14 protein-coding genes are annotated in these 19,433 nt (G+C 61.6%); 2 read left to right on the top strand and 12 right to left on the bottom strand.

All coding sequences use genetic code 11. The annotated features are described in order from the left end of the window. Positions 1-7: 7 nt before the first annotated feature. Both CRO06_RS14035 and panB read right to left on the bottom strand, forming a co-directional pair. The gene (locus CRO06_RS14035; RefSeq protein WP_179746612.1) at positions 8-172 is read right to left on the bottom strand and encodes a hypothetical protein; all 165 of its coding nucleotides are present in this window, start codon (positions 170-172) and stop codon (positions 8-10) included. Between the two features lie 21 nt (positions 173-193). Next, the gene (panB, locus tag CRO06_RS14040; protein ID WP_022996014.1) at positions 194-979 is read right to left on the bottom strand and encodes a 3-methyl-2-oxobutanoate hydroxymethyltransferase; all 786 of its coding nucleotides are present in this window, start codon (positions 977-979) and stop codon (positions 194-196) included. Between the two features lie 225 nt (positions 980-1,204). Here panB and CRO06_RS14045 point away from each other — a divergent pair, with 225 nt between their 5' ends. Further along, positions 1,205-2,476 (top strand): serine hydrolase domain-containing protein, encoded by a 1,272-nt coding sequence (locus CRO06_RS14045; protein ID WP_022996015.1) that lies wholly within the window; start codon positions 1,205-1,207, stop codon positions 2,474-2,476. Positions 2,477-2,556: 80 nt separating this feature from the next. On the opposite strand, the gene sucD is transcribed toward CRO06_RS14045, so the two are convergent. The 9 genes from sucD to sdhC form a co-directional block, all read right to left on the bottom strand. Next, entirely contained in the window at positions 2,557-3,432 is an 876-nt protein-coding gene (gene sucD / locus CRO06_RS14050) for a succinate--CoA ligase subunit alpha (RefSeq protein WP_014995015.1), read from the bottom strand. Continuing rightward, positions 3,429-4,598 carry an ADP-forming succinate--CoA ligase subunit beta gene (sucC, locus tag CRO06_RS14055; RefSeq protein ID WP_014995016.1) on the bottom strand — a complete coding sequence of 390 codons (1,170 nt, stop codon included), beginning with the start codon at positions 4,596-4,598 and terminating at the stop codon, positions 3,429-3,431. The genes sucD and sucC overlap by 4 nt, the downstream gene beginning before the upstream one ends. Before the next feature lie 161 nt (positions 4,599-4,759). After that, a complete protein-coding gene (gene lpdA, locus CRO06_RS14060; RefSeq protein ID WP_022994657.1) occupies positions 4,760-6,199 on the bottom strand; it encodes a dihydrolipoyl dehydrogenase in 1,440 nt (479 codons plus the stop codon). 65 nt (positions 6,200-6,264) lie between these two features. Next, positions 6,265-7,482 carry a 2-oxoglutarate dehydrogenase complex dihydrolipoyllysine-residue succinyltransferase gene (gene odhB / locus CRO06_RS14065; RefSeq protein ID WP_097058707.1) on the bottom strand — a complete coding sequence of 406 codons (1,218 nt, stop codon included), beginning with the start codon at positions 7,480-7,482 and terminating at the stop codon, positions 6,265-6,267. Between the two features lie 31 nt (positions 7,483-7,513). After that, the gene (locus CRO06_RS14070; RefSeq protein ID WP_022994655.1) at positions 7,514-10,351 is read right to left on the bottom strand and encodes a 2-oxoglutarate dehydrogenase E1 component; all 2,838 of its coding nucleotides are present in this window, start codon (positions 10,349-10,351) and stop codon (positions 7,514-7,516) included. Between the two features lie 536 nt (positions 10,352-10,887). Beyond that, the gene (locus tag CRO06_RS14075) at positions 10,888-11,604 is read right to left on the bottom strand and encodes a succinate dehydrogenase iron-sulfur subunit (RefSeq protein WP_026949599.1); all 717 of its coding nucleotides are present in this window, start codon (positions 11,602-11,604) and stop codon (positions 10,888-10,890) included. Between the two features lie 12 nt (positions 11,605-11,616). Continuing rightward, positions 11,617-13,392, bottom strand: coding sequence for a succinate dehydrogenase flavoprotein subunit (sdhA, locus tag CRO06_RS14080; RefSeq protein WP_097058708.1), 1,776 nt, complete (start codon positions 13,390-13,392; stop codon positions 11,617-11,619). A 3-nt stretch (positions 13,393-13,395) separates the two neighbouring features. Continuing rightward, positions 13,396-13,776, bottom strand: a complete 381-nt coding sequence (gene sdhD, locus CRO06_RS14085; RefSeq protein WP_022994652.1) for a succinate dehydrogenase, hydrophobic membrane anchor protein — start codon at positions 13,774-13,776, stop codon at positions 13,396-13,398. Then, the gene (sdhC, locus tag CRO06_RS14090; protein WP_022994651.1) at positions 13,770-14,144 is read right to left on the bottom strand and encodes a succinate dehydrogenase, cytochrome b556 subunit; all 375 of its coding nucleotides are present in this window, start codon (positions 14,142-14,144) and stop codon (positions 13,770-13,772) included. The genes sdhD and sdhC overlap by 7 nt, the downstream gene beginning before the upstream one ends. A gap of 683 nt (positions 14,145-14,827) precedes the next feature. On the opposite strand from sdhC, the gene gltA reads away from it, so the two are divergent. Continuing rightward, on the top strand, positions 14,828-16,114 hold the full coding sequence (gltA, locus tag CRO06_RS14095) for a citrate synthase (protein WP_097058709.1): 1,287 nt from the start codon (positions 14,828-14,830) through the stop codon (positions 16,112-16,114). Positions 16,115-16,346: 232 nt separating this feature from the next. On the opposite strand, the gene CRO06_RS14100 is transcribed toward gltA, so the two are convergent. Continuing rightward, positions 16,347-19,412: an AAA domain-containing protein gene (locus tag CRO06_RS14100; RefSeq protein ID WP_101536273.1), complete on the bottom strand. Its 3,066-nt coding sequence runs from the start codon at positions 19,410-19,412 to the stop codon at positions 16,347-16,349. Positions 19,413-19,433 lie beyond the last annotated feature (21 nt).

A 19,433-nucleotide genomic window follows, 5' to 3' on the forward strand; every position in this document is an offset into this window, starting at 1 on the left:
GTCTCTCTCAGGCGTTTCCAGCCTTGAAAAAAATGCGCGGCCGGGATCCCCGGCGACGCTGATAAAACGACTCCACCTGCTCCACGAAATAGCGGCTGAGCCGTTCGTCATTCTCCGCGATCCGGTACAGATCCACCGCCTTCCGTATGTCATGCCGACCTGTCAAGGACATTAGGGCCGGACCGGAACGAATTCAGGCTTTCCCTGAACCGGGGAAAGCAATGATGTTGTTGGGGAACTCACGGGAGGCCACCTCACCGGCGAAGTCCTCCGCCACCTGCAAAATGGTGCGGCTGACGTGAGCGTACTGCTTGGAGAACGGCGGCCAGTAATCGCCCAGTCCCAGGGCATCATTGATCACCAGCACCTGGCCGTCGCAGTCCGGACCGGCACCGATACCGATGGTGGGAATCCCCAGGGTGTCGGTGAGCGTCGCGCCCAGATCGTAGGGAATGTGTTCCAGCACGATCATGAAGGCACCCGCCTCCTGGATGGCGATGGCATCCTCCAGCACCTGCCTGGCTTCCTGTTCCGTGCGTCCCACCTTGGTGAAGCTCTTGGCGGTTTGCGGAGTCAGGCCGGTGTGTCCGACCACCGCGATACCGTTGTCCACCAGATGCCGGATCACCTCGGTCTTGGCGCCCTCCAGTTTTACGCTGTCCGCGCCGGCGGCGATCAGGCGGCGGGCGTTCCACAGCGCGGTGTCCGGATCCTTGTCGGTCAGGTAGGGCAAGTCACCGATGATGTGGGTTTCCGGCGCGCCACGGCGTACGGCACCGACGTGATAGGTCATGTGGTCGATGGTCACGTCACGGGTGCTCTCGAAGCCCATCTCCACCATGCCCACGGTATCCCCCACCAGGATCACCGGAATCGATGCCCGTTCCACCGCCCGGGCCACCGGGCAGGTATAGGCGGTCAACATGGCGATGGGCGTCCGCCCTTTCATTTCCATCAAAGCCTGTGCGTGCTTTTTCATCACAAACCACTCCTCCTGAAAACCGGAGCTTGAGCTAATCATGTTCCGCCGCGACAGACAATACGGGTGCGCCACCGCCCGTTGAAAAGCATGGAGACAGCCTTATCGCCCTATCTTCACGACGCCGATATCGTGCAAAATGCTTGCACGATGGCGGCTGATTCCCCAGCGCGGCCAGCAATTCCGCGATGGCCACGCCGTCGTCATGAGTTGGAGAAAAACAATATGTTCGATCTGGTGACACCGGAGCTGGTGGGAATCTCAAGCAATCGATTGGAGCGCGTGGCCGACTGGATGCGGACGCTGGTGGCATCGCGGCGGCTGGCCGGTATCAGCGTACTGGTTTACCGGCGCGGGCACTGCGCCTGGTTTGGCGGTGCAGGCCACCTGAAAACGGATCAGCAGCAAAAGATCGCCGAAGATACCCTCTTTCGTATCTACTCGATGACCAAGCCGGTCACCAGCGTCGCCGCTATGATGCTCTACGAGCAGGGCCTGTTTCAGCTCGATGATCCGATAGCAAAATTTTTGCCTGAGTTCACCGACATGCAGGTCTGTGTGGGCGGGGACGAGGAGAATCCCAAGCTGGAACCGGCGCGCAGCCTGATCACCATGCGGCAACTGCTGACACACACTTCCGGGCTGGCCTACGATTTCACCAGCATTCCACCGGTGGATGCCCTGTATCGCAAGCACGGCATCAACTTCAGTCGCCATCACGGTTCACTGGCGGAAATGACCCGGCAGGCGGCACGAATGCCGCTGCTCTTCCACCCCGGCACGAAGTGGAACTACAGCATCTCCACGGATGTGCTGGGGCGGGTGGTGGAGGTGATTTCCGGACAATCACTGGATCGCTATTTCGAGGAACATATCTTTGCTCCTCTGGGCATGAACGATACCGCCTTCTGGGTCGCCGAAGATAAATTGCACCGGCTGGCGGAGATGTACACCCTGGCTGGCGCCACGCCGCCACGCATCAAGGGCGAGCCCACCGAAGTCACCCCTGACCCGCGGGGCACGCTGGAAGTCAGTGGTGCGTCCGGTGGCCGGCAATTCACTCAGCCACCCAAAATTTTCTCCGGCGGCGGTGGTCTGACCTCCACCACCGGCGACTACCTGCGTTTCGCTCTGATGCTACGCAATGGTGGCAACTTCAACGGAGCACGCCTGCTGGGCCGCAAGACCGTGGAATTGATGCACAGCAATCACCTGCCCGGCTCGATGGCCGACATGGGCGAACCCCGTTTCAACAATACTCACATGGGGGCCGGGTTGGGATTCGGTCTGGGTTTTGGCGTGGTACTCAATCCGGCCTTGGCTCAAACCATGGGTTCGGTGGGCGAGTATTTCTGGACCGGCATGGCCAATACCCAGTTCTGGATCGACCCCAGTGAAGATCTGATCGTCATCCAGATGGCCCAGATGATGCCGTCCACGCTGGTACCGATCCGGCAAACCCTGCGCTCACTGGTCTATCAGGCGCTGATTGACTGAACCCCAAAAAGCATCGCGGCCCACGGGCCGCGATGACATTGGCGCTGGCGGCCGGACTCAAGGTCCGGCACCACCTGGCCTTACCAGCCAGTGGCTTTCTTCACGCCTTCGCCGATTTCCGCCGGGTTGCGCACGGTGACGACACCGGCGGCTTCCAGGGCAGCGAATTTTTCGTCCGCGGTGCCCTTGCCACCAGCGATGATCGCACCGGCGTGCCCCATGCGCTTGCCCGGAGGCGCGGTGACACCGGCGATGTAGCTGACCACCGGCTTGGTCACGTGCTCCTTGATGTAGGCAGCGGCTTCATCTTCCGCGGTACCGCCGATCTCACCCACCATGACGATGGCTTCGGTCTGCGGATCGTTCTGGAACATTTCCAGCGCATCGATGAAGGTGGTGCCCGGAATCGGATCACCACCAATACCGATACAGGTGGACTGACCGTAACCCAGCTTGGTGGTCTGGTTGACCGCTTCGTAGGTCAGGGTACCGGAACGGGAGACGATGCCCACTTTACCCGGCTTGTGAATGTGACCGGGCATGATACCGATCTTGCACTCGCCCGGAGTGATCACGCCGGGGCAGTTCGGGCCGATCAGACGCACACCGCCCTTGCGGGTGATGTATTCCTTCACGTACAGCATATCGAGAGCCGGAATGCCCTCGGTGATGCAGACGATCAGCTCGATACCCGCGTCGGCCGCTTCCAGAATGGAGTCCTTGCAGAACGGTGCCGGTACGTAGATCACGGAGGCGGTGGCGCCGGTTTCCTTGACCGCGTCGGCCACGGTGTTGAAGACCGGCAGGCCCAGATGGGTCTGACCGCCCTTGCCCGGGGTCACGCCGCCGACCATCTGGGTACCGTACTCGATCGCCTGCTCGGAGTGGAAGGTGCCCTGACTGCCGGTGAAACCCTGGCAGATCACTTTGGTGTTCTTGTCGATCAATACGCTCATTTGGCACCTCCCGCCGCTTTCACCACCTGCTCGGCGGCGTCATCAAAACTCTTGGCGGCGATGATGTTCATGCCGCTGTCGGCCAGCTTCTGCGCACCCAGCTCGGCGTTGTTGCCTTCCAGACGCACCACCACCGGCACCTCGACGCCCACTTCTTCCACGGCACCAATGATGCCTTCGGCGATCAGGTCACAACGGACGATACCGCCGAAGATGTTCACCAGAACCGCTTGTACCTGGTCGTCGGAGAGGATGATCTTGAACGCTTCGGTGACACGCTCTTTGGTGGCACCGCCGCCCACATCCAGGAAGTTGGCGGGCTGGCCGCCTTTGAGTTTGACCAGATCCATGGTGCCCATGGCCAGACCGGCGCCGTTCACCATGCAGCCGATGTTGCCTTCCAGGGCCACGTAGTTGAGTTCCCACTCGGCGGCGCGACGCTCACGCTCGTCTTCCTGGGAAGGATCTTCCAGCGCCTTGATGTCCGGGTGGCGGAACAGCGCGCTGCCGTCCACGTTGATCTTGGCGTCCAGGCAGTGCAGATCGCCCTGCTCGGTGACCACCAGCGGGTTGACTTCGATCAGCGCCAGGTCCTTGTCGTCGAACAGTTTGGCCAGACCGGTGAAGATCTTGGCGAACTGGTTGACCTGCTTGCCTTCCAGGCCCAGCTGGAACGCGATTTGACGGGCCTGATACGGCTGCGCGCCGACCAGCGGATCCACTTCCGCCTTGAGGATTTTCTCGGGGGTTTCCTCGGCGACTTTCTCGATTTCCACGCCGCCCTCGGTGGACGCCATGAACACCACCCGGCGGGTGGCGCGATCCAATACCGCGCTCAGGTACAGTTCCCGGGCGATGTCGGTGCAGGTTTCCACCAGAATTTTGGAAACCGGCTGGCCGTGCTCGTCGGTCTGGAAGGTGACCAGACGCTGGCCCAGCCATTTTTTGGCGAATTCAGCCGCTTCTTCCGCGCTGTCCACCAATTTCACACCACCGGCCTTACCACGGCCGCCCGCGTGTACCTGGGCCTTGACGACCCATTTGTCACCACCAATTTCCTTCGTCTTGGCGGCAACCTCTTCGGGGGTGTCGCAGGCGAAGCCTTTGGAAACCGGCAGGCCGTAATCAGCAAACAGCTGTTTCGACTGATACTCGTGGAGGTTCATGCCATTAATTCCGTCGTTGATGAAAGATCAAAAGGCGGGGCGGCGTGGCACGCCAACAACCGACGAAGTTCCGCGTTTGCGCCGACGGCTCCCGTGGGAGCGCGGCGGTGCAAACACACTACGTCCGGTATCGGTCAGCGCGGCACGCCGGGGCCCGACTCTTATTTCTTGCGGCGCCGTTGCGCCACGTGGATGGCCTTGTAATCCGTGGCCAGAGCCGCTTCGTGCACGGTTTCGGACAGGCTCGGGTGACCGAACACCATCAACTGCAGGTCTTCGATGCTGGCGCCGAATTCCAGGGAAATAACGCCCTGTTGCACCAGTTCTGAAGCCTGGGGGCCGAGCACGTGCATGCCCAGAACGCGGTCGCTTTTCTCGTCCACCACGAACTTCACCATACCGGCGGATTCACCGGCGGCCAGAGCACGCCCATTGGCGGCGAAGGGGACCACCCCGGTTTTGTAGGGCTCCCCGGATTCCTTCACTTCTTCCTCGGTTTTACCAACCCACGCCACTTCCGGGTGGGTATAAATCACCCCGGGGACGGCATCGTAGTTGACCTGGGTGTGCTCACCCGCGATCACCTCCGCCACCATGACCCCTTCTTCAATGGCCTTGTGAGCCAGGGCCGGACCTCGCACCAGATCACCGATGGCGTACACACCGGGGACGTCGGTACGGCACTGGTTGTCGACGTAAATGAAGTTACGCTCATCCAGGGTCACACCGGCGTCCTGGCTGAGCAGGCCTTCGGTATAGGGACGGCGGCCTACGGCCACGATCAAGCGATCGAAGGTTTCTTCGTGCTCGCCGTCACCATCGGTATAGGTAACGCGAACGGAATTTTTGTTTTTCTTGCTGCCAGTGACCCGGGCACCGAGGTGAATGTCCAGGCCCTGCTTGGTGAACTGCTTCATCGCTTCCTTGGCGATTTGCTGATCCACCGCCGGCAGGAAGGTGTCCACCGCTTCCAGCACGGTCACCTGGCTGCCCAGGCGCGCCCATACGCTGCCCAGCTCCAGGCCGATCACGCCGGCGCCGATCACGCCCAGTTTCTTGGGCACGCTGGTGAATTCCAAGGCGCCGGTGGAGTCGACGATGATCTGCTGATCCACCTCCGCCACCGGAATGTCGATCGGCACGGAGCCGGCGGCCAGTACCACGTTTTCCGCTTCCAGGGTCTGTTCGTCCCCTTCCAGCGGCTTGAACGCCACCTGCTTGTTGGCTTTGAGCTGGCCGGTACCTTGCAGCCAATCCACTTTGTTGGCCTTGAACAACTGGGCGATACCACCGGTCAGTTGCAGCACGATCTTGTCCTTGCGCTGCAGCATGGTGTCCAGGTCCAGGTTCAGCTTGCCAACACCGATACCGTGATCGGAGAAGGCTTCCTCGGCTTCATGGTATTTCCAGGAGGAATCCAGCAGCGCCTTGGAGGGGATACATCCCACGTTCAGGCAGGTGCCGCCGAGAGCCGGATCGCCCTGCTTGTTGATGCGTTTCTCGATGCAGGCGGTCTTGTAACCCAATTGCGCGGCGCGAATCGCGGCGACATAGCCACCGGGCCCGCCACCGATGACGATGACATCGTATTTCTCTGACATAACCAGTCCCTATATGCGTCGGGGCCACCGGCGCGGGGCGCGGGGCCCCGGGCCGGCGCCGGGAATCAGATGTCCAGCAGCAGCCGTGCCGGATCCTCGATGAAGTTCTTCACGGCGACCAGGAATTGCACCGCTTCCTTGCCGTCGATGATCCGGTGGTCGTAGGACAACGCCAGATACATCATTGGCAGAATCTTCACTTCGCCATCCACCGCCATCGGTCTTTCCTGGATCTTGTGCATCCCCAGGATGGCGGTTTGCGGCGGGTTGAGGATCGGCGTGGACAACAGTGAGCCGAAGATACCGCCGTTGGAGATGGTGAAGGTGCCGCCGGTCATCTCCTCGATGGACAGTTTGCCGTCACGGGCCTTGGTACCGAACTCGATGATCTGGGATTCGATTTCGGCCAGCCCTTTCTGGTCGGCGTCACGCATTACCGGCACCACCAGGCCACGCTCGGTGGATACCGCCATGCCCACGTCGTAGTAACCGTGGTACACGATGTCGTCACCGTCGATGGACGCATTCACCGCCGGGAAGCGCTTCAGCGCTTCCACGCAGGCGCGGGTAAAGAAGCTCATGAAGCCCAGGCGCACACCGTGGGACTTCTCGAACTCGCTTTGATAGTGCTTGCGCATGTCCATGATCGGCTTCATGTTGACCTCGTTGAAGGTGGTCAACATGGCCGCGTCCTGCTGCGCCGCCACCAGACGTTCGGCGATGCGCTTGCGCAGGCGGGTCATCGGTACGCGGCGTTCCTCGCGCTCACCCGCGGCCGGAGCCGGAGCGGCCGCCGGAGCCGGAGCGCTGGCGGAGGACGGGCTTTGCTGCTTGTTGGCCAGCGCCTTTTCCACGTCTTCCTTGGTGATGCGGCCCTTGGCGCCGGTGCCTTTGATGTCGGCGGCTCTGAGACCATGCTCGCTCATCAGCTTGCGCGCGGCCGGCCCGGCCTGAGCATCGCCGTCATCGTCACCGCCTTGCGCTTCGGCGGCCGGCGCCTCGGCTTGCGGTTTTTCCTCGGCGGGAGCGGAGGCGGACGCGCTGGCGCCCGCTTCCAACTGCCCGAGCACTTCCTGACTTTCCACGGTGGCGTCTTCGCCTTTGAGGATCTTGGTCAGAACACCGTCCATCGGAGCCACTACCTCGAGAACCACCTTGTCGGTCTCGATGTCCACCAGCAGCTCGTCACGTTTAACCGCCTCGCCTTCTTTCTTGTGCCAGGTGGCTACCGTGCCATCGGCCACGGATTCCGGAAATTGCGGGGCTTTGATATCTGTCGCCATGCCTGTTCCTTAAACCAGTTCGTTAGGCTGTCTACTTGATGTTGAAGGCGTCTTCGACCAGACGCTGCTGCTGTTCCACGTGCAGGGACATCGAACCCGCCGCCGGAGCCGCCGCCATGTCACGGCCCGCGTATTGCACGTACAGTTTCGGATTGACCGCGCGGGCCACCCGGAACATGTGGTGTTGGGAGCAGTACCAGGCGCCCTGGTTCATCGGCTCCTCCTGACACCAGACCACATGCTCGAGATTCGGATAGCTTTCCAGAATCTCGCGCAGCCGCTGCTCCGGGAACGGATAGAGCTGCTCGATGCGGACCAGAGCGGTGTCCTTGATGTCGTCGGACTCACGTTTTTCCAGCAGGTCGTAGTAGACCTTGCCGGAACACATGACCACGCGCTTCACCGCTTTGCTATCGAGCTCGGCGGTATCCTCAAGCACAGTGTGGAAACGACCCTCGGAGAGATCCTCCAGAGACGAGATCGCCCGTTTGTGCCGCAGCAAACTCTTCGGACTCATCACCACCAGCGGCTTGCGCAGCGGCCGTACCGCCTGGCGGCGCAGCAGGTGGAAGATTTGCGCCGGAGTCGACGGTACGCAGACCTGCATGTTGTGCTCGGCACTGAGCTGCAGGAAGCGTTCCAGACGAGCGGAGGAGTGTTCCGGCCCCTGCCCTTCGTAGCCGTGCGGCAGCAGCAGCGTCAAACCGCACAGCCGCCCCCACTTGGCCTCGCCGGAAGAGATGAACTGGTCGATCACCACCTGAGCGCCGTTGGCGAAATCGCCGAACTGCGCTTCCCACAGCACCAGAGCCTTCGGCGTGGTGGTGGCGTAGCCATACTCGAAGCCCAGCACCGCTTCCTCGGACAGCAGGGAGTCGTAGATATCGAACTCAGGCTGCCCTTCATAGAGGTGCTGCAGAGGAACGTACTGTTCGCCATTCTTCTGGTTGTGCAGCACCGCGTGGCGATGGGAGAAGGTGCCGCGGCCGCAGTCCTGGCCGGTAAGACGCACCGCGAACCCCTGATCCAGCAGCGTGGCATAGGCCAGGGTTTCCCCATAGCCCCAGTTCAGCGGCTGGGCGCCGGCGGTCATCTTGCGGCGGTCCTCCACGATCTTCTTGACCTGGCGTTGCAGCACCAGGCCTTCCGGCAGGGTTTCCAGACGGCTGGCCAGGTCCTGCAGCTTTTTCAGCGGGTAGCCGGTGTCCCAATCATCTTCCACTTCGTGGCCGATGTAGGGAGACCAGTCCACGAACAACGCCTTGTTGGGCTCGCGGACCAGGGCCTTGACCACATGGTTGCCCTCGTCCAGCGCGTCGCGGTAATCGTCCACCATCTTCTGCGCGTCCTGTTCGCTGATCACCTGCTGGCTGATCAACGCCTCGGCGTAGAGGGTGCGGGTGGTCGGGTGAGATTTGATCTTCTTGTACATCAGCGGCTGGGTGGAGGACGGCTCATCCGCCTCGTTGTGACCCAGACGACGGTAACAGATCAGATCGATCACCACGTCCTTCTTGAACTGCATGCGGTAGTCCACCGCCAGCTGGGTGACGAAGTACACCGCTTCCGGATCATCCGCGTTGACGTGGAAGATCGGCGCCTGGACCATCTTCGCCACATCGGTGCAGTACTCGGTGGAACGGGCGTCGTCCTGGCGGCTGGTGGTGAAGCCCACCTGGTTATTGATGATCACGTGCAGGGTGCCGCCGGTTTTGAAACCACGGGTCTGGGACATCTGGAAGGTTTCCATGACCACACCCTGACCGGCGAAAGCCGCGTCACCATGAACCAGAATCGGCACCACCTGATCACCACCGTGATCCTGGCGACGATCCTGACGGGCACGCACCGACCCTTCCACCACCGGAGAGACGATTTCCAGGTGAGAGGGGTTGAAGGCCATGGCCAGGTGCACTTCACCGCCGGAGGTCTGCACGTTGGAGGAGAAGCCCTGGTGATACTTCACGTCGCCGGAGCCGTTCTCGTTGAAGCTCTTGCCTTCGAATTCGCCGAACAGATCCCGCGGGCTCTTGCCCAGAGTGTTCACCAGCACGTTCAGACGGCCCCGGTGGGCCATGCCAAGCACCATTTCCTTGGCGCCGTAGCTGCCGACCCGCTGGATCATCTCGTCCATCAGGGGAATCAGGGATTCACCGCCTTCCAGACCGAAACGCTTGGTACCCGGGTAGCGACTGCCCAGGTATTTCTCCAGCCCTTCGGCGGCGGTCAGCCGTTCCAGGATATGTTGCTTGATCTCCGCATTATATTGCGGATGGCTGCGCACACTCTCCAGACGCTGCTGAATCCAGCGCTTCTCCGCGGTGTTGACGATGTGCATGTATTCGGCACCGACCGAGGAGCAGTAAGCGCCCTTCAGGCAGTCAACGATTTCACGGAGTTTGGCTTCCGGTTTGCCAATGAACAGGTTACCGGTCTGGAATACGGTTTCCAGGTCGGACTGGCTCAGACCATGATGGGCCAGTTCCAGATCCGCCACCTGCTCCCGCTCCATCAGCCCCAGCGGGTCCAGCCTGGCGACCTGGTGCCCACGGTTACGGTAAGCGGCGATCAGGTGCAGTACCCGCACCTGGCGGCGTTCGTGCTCGCTGCTGACCGCGCCGGCGCCCATCTTCTGGACTCGGGAGCGGTTCTTGGCTTCCAGCAAAAAGTACTCACGCACCGGTCCGTGGGGAACATCGGACTCAACGGCACCGTTAACACTGGGGAGTTTTTCGAAGTAAGCGCGCCAGTCTTCCGGCACGGAGTTGGGATCTGTCAGATAGGATTCGTACAGTTCATCGACATAGGCCATGTTGGCACCCCCGAGATGGGAGGATTGCCATTGGCGCTGCATGGAACTGTCTTGCATCGTCGCTCGTTCCTTAGCCGGGAGCCTGTCACGCCTGTGGCATGAGATGGTGCTGTGACCACAGGGAGGATGACCCTGTTCCCGAGCTTTCAATGTGTCCGGAGCGGCTGCCTTTTAAGCGCCACTCCACCCTGCTGCGTACACCGATTCCGGGGTTTCCGGAACCGGCCGATAGTGTAGTACGTTTGTGAGGCTTTTGTTAGAGCCGGTTTGGGGCTCACCGGCGGCCCGTACCCTGCCAACCGGCCTGTTCAGCCCCCCGACACTGTCCGACTTATCGACCTTTTGGGGAAGAACTTCAATGCCACCAAGGTCGAGTCTGGTTATCGGGGCTGCCGCGGCGATTTCAAGCTTATCCGAAGCGCGCCGGATTGACCCCCGGGGGTCGCATTCAGATACAAAAAATCGTCTGGAACGATTTTTGACATCGCGCCAGCGATGGCCCGACAGGGTGGCCGCCATGGACTGTGGCCATAAAATCGCCGGACACCACACCCACAAAAAAGGCGGCCAGAGGCCGCCTTTTTTGGTCCGGGTCAGATGCCCCGTTCCAACAGCATGGAACGGATGTGGCCGATGGCCCGGGTCGGGTTGAGCCCTTTCGGGCACACGCTGACACAGTTCATGATGCCATGGCACCGGAACAGGCTGAACGGGTCATCCAGCCGCGCCAGGCGCTCTTCGGTGGCGGTGTCACGGCTGTCCGCCAGGAAGCGATAGCCCTGCAACAACGCCGCCGGCCCCAGGAACTTGTCCGGGTTCCACCAGAAACTCGGGCAGCTGGTGGAGCAGCAGGCACACAGGATGCACTCGTACAGGCCGTCGAGTTTGGCGCGTTCCTCAGGGGACTGCAGCCGCTCGATGGCCGGTGCCGGCGTGCTGTTCTGCAGGTACGGTTGCACCTTCTCGTACTGGTTGTAGAACATGGTCATGTCCACCACCAGATCGCGCACCACCGGCAATCCCGGCAGCGGCCGCAGCACCAGCGCTTTTTTACCTTCTTTAACGCCAGGCGCCACGGAAGACAGCGAAGTGATACAGGCCAGACCGTTCTTGCCGTTGATGTTCATACCGTCGGAGCCGCACACGCCTTCGCGACAGGAGCGACGGAAGCCCAGGGACGGGTCCATCTCCTTCACCAGGTTGAGCACGTCGAGCACCATCAGGTCCTTGCCCTGAGTGTCCACGTCGTACTCTTTCATGGTCGGTTCGCGGTCGGTATCCGGGTTGTAGCGATAGATACTGACTTTCATTGCAGCTCTCCGTTAGTAGGTCCGCGCCTTGGGCTGGAAGGTATCCACGGTCTTCGGCTCGAAGTTCACCGCACGCTTGCCCAATTGCTTGGTGAGCGGATCGTAGATGGAATGGCACAGCCAGTTCTCATCGTCGCGGTCCGGGAAGTCGTAGCGGGCATGAGCCCCGCGGCTTTCCCTACGGCCTTCGGCGGCGATGGCGGTGGCTTCAGCCACTTCCAACAGGTTGTCCAGCTCCAGCGCTTCGACCCGGGCAGTGTTGAAGGACTGGCTCTTGTCCTCCAGATGAGCCTTGGCGACACGCTCACGCAGTTCGGCCAGTTTGGAAACGCCTTCGTGCATGAGATCACCCTTGCGGAATACACCGAAGTGGTTCTGCATGGTGCTCTGCAGCTCTTTGCGCAAGCTGGCCACGGACTCGCCACCCTGGGACTCATCCCAGCGACGCACCCGGCTCAGGGCCTGGTCGATATCGTCATTGCTCGGCTCGTACTGGGTCATGCCCTGACGCAGAGCGTCTTCAATGAAGAGACCGGCGGCACGGCCGAACACCACCAGGTCGAGCAGCGAGTTGCCGCCGAGACGGTTGGCGCCGTGCACGGACACACAGGCCACCTCGCCCACCGCGAACAGGCCGTTGACGAACTGGTCCTGACCTTCGTGGCCAGCGCTCAGTTTGATCGCCTGACCATGCACATTGGTGGGGATACCGCCCATCATGTAGTGACAGGTGGGTACCACCGGAATCGGTTCCTTCACCGGATCGGTGTGGGCGAAGGTGATGGCCAGCTCACAGATACCCGGCAGGCGGCTGTGCAGCACTTCCTCGCCCAGATGATCGAGCTTGAGGAAGACGTGGTCGCCATCCGGACCGGCGCCGCGGCCGTCCAGGATTTCCATCATCATGGAACGGGCGACAACGTCACGGGACGCCAGGTCCTTGGCGTTGGGCGCATAGCGCTCCATGAAGCGCTCGCCGTCCTTGTTGATGAGATAACCGCCCTCACCCCGACAACCTTCGGTCACCAGCACCCCGGCACCGGCGATACCGGTGGGGTGGAATTGCCACATCTCGATGTCCTGCACCGGCAAACCGGCACGCAGGGCCATGCCGACACCGTCACCGGTGTTGATCAGGGCATTGGTGGTGGAGGCGTAGATACGGCCGGAACCGCCGGTGGCGAAGACCGTCGCCTTGGCTTTGAAGAATACCGTTTCACCGGTTTCGATGCAGATGGCGATAACGCCACATACATTGCCTTGACCATCCTTCACCAGCTCCGCGGCGTACCACTCACTGTACACCTGAGTGCCGTTCTTCAGGTTCTGCTGATAAAGGGTGTGCAGCAGCGCGTGACCGGTACGGTCGGCGGCGGCACAGGTCCGGGCGGCCTGACCGCCCTCGCCGAAATTCTTCGACTGACCGCCGAACGGGCGCTGGTAGATCCGGCCTTCCTCGGTACGGGAGAACGGCAGCCCCATGTGGTCGAGTTCGAACACCGCTTCCGGGCCGACCGAGCACATATATTCGATGGCGTCCTGGTCACCGATGTAATCGGAACCCTTGACCGTGTCGTACATGTGCCAGCGCCAGTCGTCATTGGGATCGGCGGAGGCAATGGCACAAGTGATGCCGCCCTGGGCGGACACCGTATGGGAACGGGTGGGAAAGACTTTGGAAATCAGCGCGGTCTTGAAACCGGACTGCGCCATTTGCAGGGACGCGCGCATGCCGGCGCCGCCGCCACCCACCACAATGGCATCAAAGGTAATGGTGCGAATGGACATGGATCAAGCGCCTCCCCAAATCGTTACCAGGCCCCAAAGGACGTAGACCAGCAGCAGCAGAGCAATCACCATCTGCACGACGAGGCGCACACCGGTGGCGGATTTGCCAAAGGTCAGGCTGGTGAGATAGTCGGTGGTCACACCCCACAGACCGACCCAGGTGTGGGCGGCCACGGAAAGTACCAGCAAGGTGGTGGCGATTTGCATTGGCACGGAGCCGATGAAGGCTTTCCAGGTGCCATAGTCGAGATTCGGCTGGGCGATCAGATAAGCCAACATGCCGATGAAGTACACGCCGATAACAACGGCGCTGACGCGCTGAATCAGCCAGTCGTACAGGCCATTACGGCCCAGACTGGTGACGCTGGTTACCCGGGTTACCATATCCAAGCTCCTACCAGTACAACGAGAACGGCGGTGATGATGAACACCGACTTGGCGCCACGCCGCCCGCCTTCCAGGGTCTCACCCATCCCGGCGTCCATGAACAGATGCCGGATACCGGCCACCAGGTGATACAGAATCGGAGTGAGGATGGCCCACACGACCAGTTTGGCCAGGGGGGAATCAAGGAGTTGTTTCAGGTCCGCAAAGCTCTCCGGGGACGCCACGGAACGATCCAGCATCCACAGCAATATCGGCAACGCCACGAAAATGGCGACGCCGGTAATCCGGTGAGTGATGGACGCAATGGCGGTGACCGGGAACTTGATCGTCGATAGATCGAGATTGACGGGTCTTTTGTCGTTCACGGTAGCCTACACTTTTGCCGGGCTCCGGGCAGGCCGGAGCGGTTGTCGGGAACTTGGCATCACCGATGTCGTCTCAAGGTGAAGACTGGCGGCGAATGCGGTGATACCAGGGCCGGGGTGAAGCCCGTATTCCGGGAATCCATGACCAAGTCCGTTGCGGTCGGCGGTCGCCGGAATGCACTAGCGTCACCACCGCTGTCATCCACGAAAGAGGATGGCGGCGTGGCCGGTTGCGTATTCCCTGACAACGTCCGAATCAAGGGGCGGCGCCTGTCATTGCGCTTATACTGCTCGGCATCACGCCACCACCTTGCTGTGCCGCAAGGGACTCGGTCAGAGGTCCCCTTGCGGGCGGCAGTATATCGCCGCACCGACGGCAAAACAAACGCCAACTGGCGGAAAACAGGCTAAGGCTTTGTTTTATATAGGCACTTTTACATCAACCACCTTGCCATTCCGGGGCAAAATGCCAGCATTGCGCGCCGTAACAAGCTGTTTACCCTGCAAAAGGCACCTTTTCCCGTGGTCCCTTCTTCGTTGACAAAGACAGGCCAAAACTTTAACGTCCCCCGCGCTCTGGAGGACCTTGGGGGACCTCTGAACAGCCGCTGCTCGGCATCGCCGTCCGGACGCTGTCCACAGGTTCCGCTGCTGCTCCCTCTATACACCGAGGAGAAATTCCCATGACCGAGAAGAAAGCCATTCTCAAGGTAGAGGGCCGGGAGGATCTGGAACTGCCGATCCATACGCCGACCCTGGGCCAGGACGTTATTGATGTGTCCTCCCTCACCGCCAATGGCATCTTTACCTTCGACCCGGGCTTTACGTCCACCGCGTCCTGCGAATCCAAGATCACTTACATCGACGGCGAGAAAGGCCAGCTGCTGCACCGCGGCTATTCCATCGAGGAACTGGCTTCCAAGTCCGACTACCTTGAAGTGTGCTACCTGCTGCTCAACGGCGAACTGCCGAGCGCCGAGCAGAAAGTGGAATTCGTCAGCACCGTGAAGAACCACACCATGGTGCACGAGCAGATTCGCAACTTCTTCAACGGCTTCCGCCGTGACGCCCATCCGATGGCGATCATGTGCGGCGTGGTCGGGGCTCTGTCCGCGTTCTATCACGACTCGCTGGATATCAATAACCCCACCCATCGTGACGTCACCGCGTTCCGTCTCATCGCCAAGATGCCGACCATCGCGGCCATGTGCTACAAGTACGGTCTCGGTCAGCCGCTGATGTACCCGCGCAACGATCTGGGTTATGCGGAAAACTTCCTGCACATGATGTTCGGCAACCCCTGCGAGGACAGCAAGATCAGCCCGACCCTGGCCCGCGCCATGGATCGCATCTTCATCCTCCACGCCGATCACGAACAGAACGCGTCCACTTCCACCGTGCGTCTGGCCGGTTCTTCCGGTGCCAACCCGTTCGCCTGTATCGCCGCCGGCATTTCCGCCCTGTGGGGCCCGGCTCACGGCGGTGCCAACGAAGCGGTACTGAAGATGCTGGAGGAAATCGGCGACGTTTCCCAGATCGAAACGTTCATCGCCAAGGCGAAGGACAAGAACGATCCGTTCAAGCTGATGGGCTTTGGCCACCGGGTGTACAAGAACTACGACCCGCGTGCCACGGTGATGCGCGAATCCTGCCACGAAGTACTGGCCGAACTGGGCATCAACGATCCGCAACTCGAACTTGCCATGAAGCTTGAGGAGATCGCCCTCAACGACCCGTACTTCAAAGAGAAGAAGCTGTTCCCGAACGTGGACTTCTACTCCGGGATCATCCTCAAGGCGATTGGCATTCCGACCAGCATGTTCACCGTGATCTTCGCCCTGTCCCGTACCGTGGGCTGGATCGCGCACTGGAACGAAATGATCTCCAATCCCTACAAGATCGGTCGTCCCCGCCAGCTCTACACCGGCGAGACCGAGCGCTCCTTCGTGCCGCTCAACGAGCGCAAGTAGGCATCTCGAGACACCTCGGTGTCAGACAAGAACGCCGGCCTTCGGGCCGGCGTTTTTGTATTGGGCGAAACGAGAATCGGGACTCGTGAGCCTCTGATGTCCCACCAGTTCACTGACACGTTCATTCGCTGCCAAGGCAGTTTCCCACAGTGACTCTGTAGCCCTGTGGGAAGCGGCCTTGGCAGCGAATGCGCGAAATAAGCGTGCTCACAAGCCGCGATATGTCAGCGCCTCAACGCTGATACAACGACACCCGGTCCGCCAGTTTCAGCACGTCATCCAGCGCCCCCTGCAAACCGGAATCCTCCTGTCGCAGCAGCGCCAGCTCTTTCCCCAACCGGCTCAATGCCTCCACCGCCGCGCGGCAGGCCGTCAGGCGCGCATCAATATCGGCGTCAATGTCCTCGTCCAACTCACGAATCCCTTCCAGCAGCACACAGGCGCCTTCCAGCTCGGCCAGCGCCGCGCGCTGCAGTCTCTCGACCCCCTCCTGGTAACGCTGATAGGTCAGTTCGGTGGGCAGAAAGCGCTGATCCAGCCAGTGCAGCACCTGGCCGTGCACCTGCTCCAATTCTCCCAGCAGCTGCCGCAAGCGCGGTGCGTCCAACACTTGCAGCCGCCAGCGAAGGGAATGATAAGGACGGGCACTCACCGGCTCGGCATCGGAGAGCGCCAAACGCGCCTGCAACTGTTCCAACACCCCTTCCCGGCGATGACTCCAGTCCAGGGCACTGACCGGAAACAATGCCAACCCGGCCCGTTCCAACAGTCGATAGCGCTGCCACTGCCACGCCTCGCCCGCCTCCCCCACACCGATCACATCGATAGCCAGAGCGCCGCCGGCATGGCGCACCAGCAGATCCAGGGATTGGCCGGCGAACACGTAATCCAGCTCGCAACGCGCCCCCCACCCTTCCAGAACACCGACCAATTCCCGCCGCAAGGCTTCCACCGCTGGCGAGGCGCTGACGGCAATGTCATTTTGCCGCGCCACCGTGGTCACATAGCGGGCCAGCAATCCCTGTGGCCGCTCATCCAGAGCCCCCTCGCCGACAAACAGCCATTGCCGGTGTCGCACCCGGGTCACCGCCACATTGAACACGTCGGGCCGCTCCAGGTAGCGCCAGGCCGCTGCCGAACGGCCCGGATAAACGCCGGTGGCGACCAGCATGAAATCCCGCTCTTCCCCCTGGAAGGCGTAAGGCGTGCCAACGCGAAGATTGTGACGCCCCAGCGTGGTCAGCTCGAAGCTGTCCAGCAGCCGGTTTTCCAGCACCGTGGCCAGCGCCCGTGACATCGCCACCACACCGATTTGCGGGCAACGGTCATCCGGCAAGTCCCGGCACGCCTCGACCAACCCCCGCAACCGCGCCATCACCAAATCCACTTCCGCCAGATTCACGGTGTCCTTCAGCGTCACCGGACAGCTCTCCAGCCGCAATGGCTGATCCGACTCACGATTGTCCAGGCGGGTCAGCACCTTGAGCCGATCCGAATAGAATTCCGCGTTGCTGAAGCGGATCAGCGCCGGGTGGCTGCGGAAGTGTTCATCAAGGAACGCCACCGCCTCCTGGCTGGTCACCGCGTCCAGGGCATAATCCAGCAGCGAGCGCTCCCGGTAATCCAGATCCAGCGGTGCCCCGCTGACACCGTGCTGGATCGCCAGCGCCTGCTGGCGGTCACGGGCGAGAAAGGAGAAATGACGTAACTGCTTGGGGTCCCCCACCACCACCGCCCGGCGGGCCCGTTGCAGCGCCGGCAGCGCCAATGGCAGGTTGCATTGGGTGGCCTCGTCCATCACCACCAGATCGAACAGCGGTTCATTGACCGGCAGGCTTCGGCTCAGAGCATGAGCGGACACCACCCACACCGGAAAAGTGCTGGTCAGCAGCGACCAGTCCAGTTTGTCGAAGCGGTCCTGGCGTAACGCTCCACTACGGGAACGCAACGCCCGCGACAAGGTGCTCAGTTGATTGCGGCGCTGACGCAACAGCGTCGCCAGATTGTCGTTGCCCCCCGCTTCCAGAGTATGCCGGGCCAGTTCCTGGTGCGCCTCCACCGACGCCTGTAACTGCTGCCATTGTTGCGCCAGCATCGGTTGCGCCAGTAAGCGCCGGCTCGCCCACCAGCGCCGCAGTTGAGCCCAAAACCCACCAGCGCGCGCGCCGGCCCGTTCCGCCCGGCGCAAATCCCGGCGGAATCGCCGCTCCAGCCCCCGGTAGGCCACGGTCGCCTGGTCCATCCGCTTTAGCAAGGCCGGCCGTTGCGGCTCCGGCGCCAGCGCCATTTCCCCGGACAGCCAGTAATCCAGCCGCTCCAGCAAGAGCTTGCGATGGTCACCGCGGCCGGCACGCAGGATCAGATCCCCGGCATCGCCGAACAGATCATCCAGTTTGCCGCGCACCACATCCGCGGCATGCTCGTTACTGCATACGATAAGCACCGATTCCCCGCGCATTACCCGGTCCACGGTGAGGCAGGAGAGCGTATAGGTCTTACCTGTACCGGGCGGGCCGTTGATCACGCTGAGCGTTTGCGAGGCGGCGTTTTGCAGGGTCTGTTGCTGGGCGTGAGTAAGACTGGCCGGCAGGGTGTCCGGCTCGGCCGGCCGCACCTGTTCCGGCGCCGGCACCGGCTCTCCCAGCACCTGCCGCAAAGGCGGCGACAAAGGAACTTCTCCCTCCGCCAGTCGCTCCAGCTCGAACAGCACACTGCGTTGCAAGGGCGAGCGGGCCGACAACCAGGCCACGCCCGCCGGGGTGCAGCGTGGACGGCCACCATTGCGCGGCCGCGGAAAACCCCGGGCGTTATCGGCGTATTCCCGGCTGTCCATCGACGCCAGAATACGCGTCAGGGTGTCCTCGTCCACCTGTTCCGGGTCCAACTCGGCAACCCATGGCGTCGATTCCGCCAAGGCATCCAGCACCGCGCTGTTATAACGAAAGCCATCCACTGCGATGGCGGCGGTGTCACTTTGCTCGTCGCTCACCATCGCTTCGGCGATCAATAAGGGCGCGCGCACGTATCCGCGCCGCGAGCCCTCTCCGTCCACCGCCACGCTCACCACGAACAGCCCCGCCATGAGACGCCGCTCCTGGCGCTGAGCACTCTGCTCATGACGCAGCCGTTGCACCTCCTGCTCGGGTATCGGCCACCGGTAGGTCCCTGGAGCCTGTTCCCCATCGGCACGAAAAAAAACATGGCCGCGCTCGGATTGGGCGAACAGGTCGGTAATCAGGCGGTCGCCGCCATCCTCGGCGAGACAATCCCGGAAATAAGCGATCAACCCACGCGTCATGGCACGCAATATCACTGCCTC

Source organism: Alloalcanivorax xenomutans (assembly GCF_900217905.1).
Classification (GTDB): Bacteria; Pseudomonadota; Gammaproteobacteria; order Pseudomonadales; family Alcanivoracaceae; genus Alloalcanivorax; species Alloalcanivorax xenomutans.

What these genes read in the sequence shown, in the direction of transcription:
- CRO06_RS14045 (WP_022996015.1), top strand. Translation starts at nt 1,205, where the DNA reads ATGTTCGATCTGGTGACACCGGAGCTGGTGGGAATCTCAAGCAATCGA.
- CRO06_RS14070 (WP_022994655.1), bottom strand. Translation starts at nt 10,351, where the DNA reads ATGCAAGACAGTTCCATGCAGCGCCAATGGCAATCCTCCCATCTCGGG.
- lpdA (WP_022994657.1), bottom strand. Translation starts at nt 6,199, where the DNA reads ATGTCAGAGAAATACGATGTCATCGTCATCGGTGGCGGGCCCGGTGGC.
- CRO06_RS14075 (WP_026949599.1), bottom strand. Translation starts at nt 11,604, where the DNA reads ATGAAAGTCAGTATCTATCGCTACAACCCGGATACCGACCGCGAACCG.
- panB (WP_022996014.1), bottom strand. Translation starts at nt 979, where the DNA reads ATGAAAAAGCACGCACAGGCTTTGATGGAAATGAAAGGGCGGACGCCC.
- sucC (WP_014995016.1), bottom strand. Translation starts at nt 4,598, where the DNA reads ATGAACCTCCACGAGTATCAGTCGAAACAGCTGTTTGCTGATTACGGC.
- sucD (WP_014995015.1), bottom strand. Translation starts at nt 3,432, where the DNA reads ATGAGCGTATTGATCGACAAGAACACCAAAGTGATCTGCCAGGGTTTC.
- sdhA (WP_097058708.1), bottom strand. Translation starts at nt 13,392, where the DNA reads ATGTCCATTCGCACCATTACCTTTGATGCCATTGTGGTGGGTGGCGGC.
- gltA (WP_097058709.1), top strand. Translation starts at nt 14,828, where the DNA reads ATGACCGAGAAGAAAGCCATTCTCAAGGTAGAGGGCCGGGAGGATCTG.
- CRO06_RS14100 (WP_101536273.1), bottom strand. Translation starts at nt 19,412, where the DNA reads ATGACGCGTGGGTTGATCGCTTATTTCCGGGATTGTCTCGCCGAGGAT.
- odhB (WP_097058707.1), bottom strand. Translation starts at nt 7,482, where the DNA reads ATGGCGACAGATATCAAAGCCCCGCAATTTCCGGAATCCGTGGCCGAT.
- CRO06_RS14035 (WP_179746612.1), bottom strand. Translation starts at nt 172, where the DNA reads ATGTCCTTGACAGGTCGGCATGACATACGGAAGGCGGTGGATCTGTAC.
- sdhD (WP_022994652.1), bottom strand. Translation starts at nt 13,776, where the DNA reads ATGGTAACCCGGGTAACCAGCGTCACCAGTCTGGGCCGTAATGGCCTG.